This is a genomic window from Butyricimonas sp. RTP31003st1_G1_RTP31003_210430 (genome assembly GCF_040920905.1).
Classification (GTDB): Bacteria; Bacteroidota; Bacteroidia; order Bacteroidales; family Marinifilaceae; genus Butyricimonas; species Butyricimonas paravirosa.
Window position 1 is genome coordinate 41,586 of the sequence record NZ_JBCOSQ010000038.1, and the last position, 6,000, is coordinate 47,585.

At 45.2% G+C, this 6,000-nt stretch carries 5 protein-coding genes; 1 reads left to right on the top strand and 4 read right to left on the bottom strand.

Going from position 1 to position 6,000, the window contains the following annotated elements; genetic code table 11:
- Positions 1-132: 132 nt before the first annotated feature.
- The 4 genes from AB5542_RS12730 to AB5542_RS12745 form a co-directional block, all read right to left on the bottom strand.
- Positions 133-1,296, bottom strand: coding sequence for an aminotransferase class V-fold PLP-dependent enzyme (locus AB5542_RS12730; RefSeq protein WP_087420733.1), 1,164 nt, complete (start codon positions 1,294-1,296; stop codon positions 133-135).
- A gap of 188 nt (positions 1,297-1,484) precedes the next feature.
- Entirely contained in the window at positions 1,485-2,786 is a 1,302-nt protein-coding gene (locus tag AB5542_RS12735) for a (Fe-S)-binding protein (RefSeq protein WP_087420734.1), read from the bottom strand.
- A complete protein-coding gene (locus tag AB5542_RS12740) occupies positions 2,776-3,438 on the bottom strand; it encodes a hypothetical protein (protein WP_168044491.1) in 663 nt (220 codons plus the stop codon). Before AB5542_RS12740 ends, AB5542_RS12735 begins: the two co-directional genes overlap by 11 nt.
- 11 nt (positions 3,439-3,449) lie before the next feature.
- Positions 3,450-3,767 (bottom strand): TusE/DsrC/DsvC family sulfur relay protein, encoded by a 318-nt coding sequence (locus AB5542_RS12745; RefSeq protein WP_087420736.1) that lies wholly within the window; start codon positions 3,765-3,767, stop codon positions 3,450-3,452.
- A 272-nt stretch (positions 3,768-4,039) separates the two neighbouring features.
- On the opposite strand from AB5542_RS12745, the gene AB5542_RS12750 reads away from it, so the two are divergent.
- Positions 4,040-6,000: PAS domain-containing protein (locus AB5542_RS12750; protein WP_368243105.1), on the top strand; the 1,961-nt coding region annotated here is incomplete at its 3' end.

The following is a 6,000-nucleotide window of genomic DNA, read 5'->3' on the forward strand; positions in this document are numbered from 1 at the left end:
AAACAGAGGGAGAGCTGAAATACTCCCTGTCTTCGGGAAGAGTCACCAGCTCCTCCTCTGTTTATAGAGGAGGTGGCACGAAGTGACGGAGGAGTTTCTGAAATAAATGACTTTTTGATAGCCCCTCGTCGATCAATTTCTAATGGCAGCGATTTCTTTCACGGCTTCGATAGCAGTATTCACGTCTTCTTCCGTCGTGAAAGCGCCGATGCTCATACGGACGGTTCCATGAATATCGAATGTGCCGATGACCTCGTGTACTTTCGGAGCGCATTGTAGTCCCGTACGTACGGCGATGTTGTAATCCACGTCAAGCATGGTTCCCACGTCTCCGGAATCGAATCCGTTGATGTTGAAACTTAATACCGGATTCTGGTTTTCTATGCTGCTGGCGCAATAGGTAGTTACACCCTCGATGTCTTGTAAGGCTTTACGAAGTTTATCCCAGAGTTGGATTTCCCGGTGATGGATGTTCATGATCCCTTGTTCCTGAATCCATTTAACCCCGGCGTTTAACCCGGCAACACCTAACAAGTTGAGGGTCCCGTATTCCAAGCGGTAAGGATATTCATCCAGATGTACGGGATAAGCGGAGCGAACTCCAGTCCCCCCGGCACGGGTATGTTTGATTTCGATACCTTCGCGTACATACGAACCACCGATTCCCGTCGGTCCCATGAGGCATTTGTGACCAGTGAAACAATACACGTCGATTCCGGATGCTTGCATATCCAAGTCTACGGCTCCGGCACCCTGACTACCATCAACCACGAAGATCACGCCTTTCTCTTTACAGATTTTCCCGATTTCGGTCAGTGGCTGAATCGTTCCCAGCACGTTGGAACAATGGGTTACGACAACAAATTTCGTGTTCGGACGGATGGCATTCTTTATGTCGTCGGGGTGTACATAGCCATGTTCGTCAAAAGGCACGTAAGTTAAATCTATGGTTCCGTTTTGGTGGTGCATGTTAAGCGGGCGCAACACGGAATTGTGTTCCAACATGGTAGATACCACATGAATCCCTTTCTCTACCAATCCGTTGATGATCAGGTTCAAGGAGTCCGTGGCATTATAGCTGAACGTTAATCTGTTGTGATCATTCCCGCCGTTGAATAGCTTGGTTAACATTTTACGGGTTGAGTTCACGACTTCCTCTGTCTCGACGGCAGCATCAAATCCTGAACGTCCGGGATTTACACCATGTTTGCGATAAAAGTCGTTCATGAAATCATAAACTACATCCGGCTTCGGAAAGCTGGTTGCTGAATTGTCTAGGTAGATTAATTTGCTCATAAGATTTATAAATTTTAGGTTTTAAGTTTATAAAGTTTGTAAGGTTCGTAAAGTTTATAAGGTTGAATTCACGGGAGATTTTTGGACAAAATTTATCGACAGCTCTGCTGTCATGAACAAAGCCCCGCAAGGGTCCATAGACTTTATGGACCTTATGAACTTTATGGACTTTATAAACTTTTTCATTATTAATTTTCAATTACCAGGGCATCAGCGACCAATTCCGCCACTGTCTTTATGGTGATACCCAGTTTGTACGTGTGATTAATTTGAGTTAGCTGGTCCACGCAATTGTGGCACGGGGTCACGACGATCTCGGCTTTCGTTGCGGTGATTTGGTCGGCTTTGATTTTGCCGATTTTGAGACGACGTTCGTTGTACTCGCTCATTGCGAGGGCTCCGCCACCGCCACCGCAACAGAAGTTGTCCGTGCCGTAGGGTGTCATTTCCACTACGTTTGCTGCTGCGGCATTGACCACGAAACGGATTTCATTGAGAAGTCCCCCGTTTCGAACCAAGTTACATGGGTCATGTATGGTAACAACCTTGCTATTCAGCGTTTTGTCGAGTTTTATTCTTCCGCTCCGGATATATTCCCCGATGAGTTCAACCACCGTGAGTGTGTCAAAATCATACTGTGTTTTGAGATAATTGGGGCCTTCCCAGCGCATGGCTCTCGAACCGTGGCCACATTCACCGAGTACGAGGCGTTTGCCGTGCAGGCGGTGAATCTCATCGTAAAGATTCCGGGCGATTTGAGTCGCCTCTTCATTATTACCGTTGAAATACCCGTAGTTGGTCACGTCGTAGTATTTAGACGAGAGGGTCCACTCTTCTCCCGCGGCATAGAATACTTTTGCCATGGCAGAGATGGAAAGCGGGAAGAATTTCGGCTCCCGGGGGTTCAAGGTGTAAAAAACGTTCTTGTCTGGTTGATCAAGAAAGATTCCGGCTTTCTCGTCTTCCAGTTCGTCTTGGAGTTCCTCTTCCATCCATTGGATCGTGTCAACAAACTCTTCCGTGGGAATACCCATGTTGTTTCCGGTGTTGACTGCCGCGTCGACAGTTGCTTGGAGGGTTTTAGGAACGAGGCCCATGACGGCAAGCATTTCACGTCCTTTTTTCACAAGGAAGGGAATGTCGACCCCGATCGAGCAATGTTTCACGCAGCGTCCGCACATGGTGCAGGCTCCGAACAGGGAGTCGACCATCTCGTCGCATGTCTCTTGGTTTAACTCCCGGGCATGGAATAACGATGGGAACATGGCTCCCTGCCAGGTCTTGTAGCGTCGGTAAATGGAACTGACGAGGTCTACCTTTCGTGCCGGGATGTATTTCCCCTCTTTCATCGTGAGGTAGTACATGCAACTCGATGCACACAAACCACAACGTACACAAGCGTTTAGATGGGTTTCCAGCTTGCTGTCATTCGTGTTTGAAATGATGGCGAGGGCTTTGGCTTTTTGTTCGTTCGTGATATTATTTGTCATATTGAATCGCTTTTTTAGGAGGCCATGTTCCACGCCAGCCGTAGAAAAAGCCCAAATGATACCTGGCAAAGAAAAAGTAAAGCACGTGTTTGATTTTGCCCAAGGGCATCCACACGAAAAGAAGTGCCATTATAATATAATACGCTGCCCCGAATTGTAAGGTCAGCAGAGAATAAGTCGTCAGGAAGAGCATGATGGTGCAGAGAAGATTAGAAATGTAATCATCCGCGCACGATAAGTCTCTCAACTCTTTTTTGGCTAGTCGCTTAATGAATAAAGCCAACCCGCAAACGGCAGCAATAAAGATGATTGCAGCCAAGATCATGACGATGAGGTTTGTTGCGTTTTCAATAGGAATTTGAAAGTTGAAAATAACCGCAAGCGTGAAAAGAAGGTACACGGCTATTGCCAGGAAGTTTCCTATATGAAAAAATATACCTGCCGTGTAAGTGGGCAGGTGTAAGTATGCTGATTCTTTTTGCATAGGTGACATAGCTCCAATACAAGAGTAACAGACTGCTTGGGCAATATTCCCTGACTTTTGCGAAAGGTCCTTGGGAGAACCGTGTTTTAAAAGTCGTACAAAATATCCCCCCAGTAGTACTACACAAAAAAGAAGTGCAGCTAACGAGGTCCAAATATACCAAGACATGGTCGTGGGTATTAGACGCACCCGTCGGGTTTCGGTAACCCGGCCACCCGACACGCTCCTCGGGCTGGTCCTAATGGGAACAATTCATAAATGTCTTTCAATTTTAATCCGGTCTCTTTGCAGATGGTACGAACCATCGGGGCATTTCCCTTTTCTTCAAAATTATCACGAATGATTTTGATAATAGCCCAATGTTTGTCATTTAATTCTGTGATTCCATCTGCCTCGGCAAAGAGTTTTGCCACGTCTTCATTCCAGATTGAAGGATCGGTGAGGAAACCGTCTCCGTCCACTTCGAACGTCTTTCCTTGAATTTCTAGTGTTGCCATAATGTTTATTGGTTTTAGATTGATTTGCAATATAATAAATATTTGAAAAAACAACAATGATTTTTGTTGTGGATTGAAGAAATATATGCGATAGGGGGCTTTCCCGCGTGGGAGTAAGGGGTTGGAGGAATGATTCGGGAATTATATTTGAATATTGGATGTATTTTAGGTGTAAATATTGCAAAATAGTTGTATTTATGCGTGTTTTGTGATAAAAATATTATCTTTACATTTGAAAATATGCGTAGGGTCCCGGAAAAATATATTGGCGTATGAAAGTCTTTTTATTATTTATATTATTCTTTTTGAGCGGGGTGTTGGGATATGTTCAACATGCTGAAGGGGAGACTGGTACACCTCCCGAGATCAGGCAGGTTTTGTTTGTCAGCTCGTATCATTCGGAGCAAATCTGGGGACGCAAGGTGTTGAATGGGGTGAGAAAACAGCTTGACCGAGCGGGGTTTAATGTGGATTTGAGGGTGATTTATCTGGATTCCAAACGACTGACAAATACGGAGGTGAGGAATTCCTTGTTGGAAACACAGTTGCGGGAGGTTAAGGGAAAGTTAGATTTGATTATTGTTTCGGATGAAGAGGCCAATAACGCCCTTTTCTCCCTGGATATACCTTTGGTAAAGGAAACGCCTATCGTGTTTTGTGGAGTTATGCGATATTCGAAGAAACTTGGCTTTGATCAGGTGACGGGAGTTATTTGTGATGTTGATTATGAAAAAGTGTTTCTGTTGGGGCGGAAATTATTCCCGGAGGCTCGAAAAGTTTACGTGTTTTCGGATCAATCGGGAGCGGGGCAGGCACATGAGGTTTTGGCTCGGCGGCAATTAGCCAAATATAAGGATCGTTTCCCGGTTGTTTTTGCAGGCGACACGATCTCGGGCGTGAATAGTTTTTTAAAGGAGTTGCAAGAGGTTTATCCGCTTTCTTTTGTTATCTTGACCACTTGGCAACAAGGTAAACAGGGAGTGTATCTCGATCCGGATATTTATTATTCCATGTATGCTCATGAATGTCCGGTTCCGATTTTAACGGTGATGGATAACGGTTTGGGAAAGGGAATTTTTGGGGGAATTGTGACGTTTGCCGATCAGATGGGGTCAAAAGCCGGAAAAATCGGGGTGAGAATTTTGAATGGCGAGCAGGCGAAAGTCATACCGATAGATACGGTTCATCCTATTCCGGTTTTTGATGAAAATCAATTGAAACGTTGGCGGGTAGAACGTAAGAACCTTCCGGCTAAAAGTTTGATCGTTAATGAACGGGATGCTTTTTGGCGGACTTACGGAAATTATATTCTGATTGCGGGAATTGCCTTTATATTATTATTGTTACTTGTCCTGTTTCTGGTGTTATCTCATTTGAGATACCGGAAAATGCTGCATCGAAGTATCTTTTTAGAGAAAGCGGCACAGCAGATGGCCGAGATGTTGAAGAAAAAGACAGAAATATTGTCTAATACATTGTCGTCAATGAGTGAAGGTATTTTGGTGGTGGATAAGAAATTGCGGGTGATCGAGTTAAACCATGCCTCGGTGGTCGGTTTGGGATGTGAAGGAGATGTGATTGGTAAACCCTTGAAGGAGGTTTGCGAGATCAACCGGAATCGGGTTGGGGAAGGAATTGAAGATTTCGTGCAGAAGGTGATGAGGGAGAGAAAGCGTCGGGACTTGGCGTTGAACACGGTCTTAATCTCGTGCGGGGCTCCCGTGCAGCAAGTGACAGGGAGTGTTTCTCCCTTGTTGAATGAAAGCGGGGAGGTGAACGGTGCAGTCATTATGTTGCGTGATGTTACTCGAGAGTGGCAGCAACAAACCTTCTTACGTATTTCGATAAATGCCTTGCGAGCTTACTCTTGGTGTTATGACGTGGATAATAATATCATGACGGTCGGGGAGGGTTTCCCGAAGGATGAGACTTTAAATCGGGATTTGAGTACGATTGAGAAATATATGTCTCATATTCATCCGGATGACCGGAGGGAGTTATCGGTCTGTCTGGAAGGGATTGCCAAGGATGAACTGAAAGAGTTTGTTGTTGTTTTTCGAGTGGATTACTTGTGCCCCGGGGAGTATCGCTGGTTGGAGAATCGTGGAATTGTTGAAACCGTGGAAATGAGTAATGGGCGGAAGGCGAAATACGTGTATGGAATGGGGATAGATATTAATCGTTACAAGATCGTGGAGGAAGAAATGGCGATAGCAATGCGCAAGGCAGAGGA

Excerpts from the sequence above, each read along its gene's own strand:
- AB5542_RS12730 (WP_087420733.1), bottom strand. The coding sequence starts at position 1,296 with ATGAGCAAATTAATCTACCTAGACAATTCAGCAACCAGCTTTCCGAAG.
- AB5542_RS12740 (WP_168044491.1), bottom strand. The coding sequence starts at position 3,438 with ATGTCTTGGTATATTTGGACCTCGTTAGCTGCACTTCTTTTTTGTGTA.
- AB5542_RS12745 (WP_087420736.1), bottom strand. The coding sequence starts at position 3,767 with ATGGCAACACTAGAAATTCAAGGAAAGACGTTCGAAGTGGACGGAGAC.
- AB5542_RS12735 (WP_087420734.1), bottom strand. The coding sequence starts at position 2,786 with ATGACAAATAATATCACGAACGAACAAAAAGCCAAAGCCCTCGCCATC.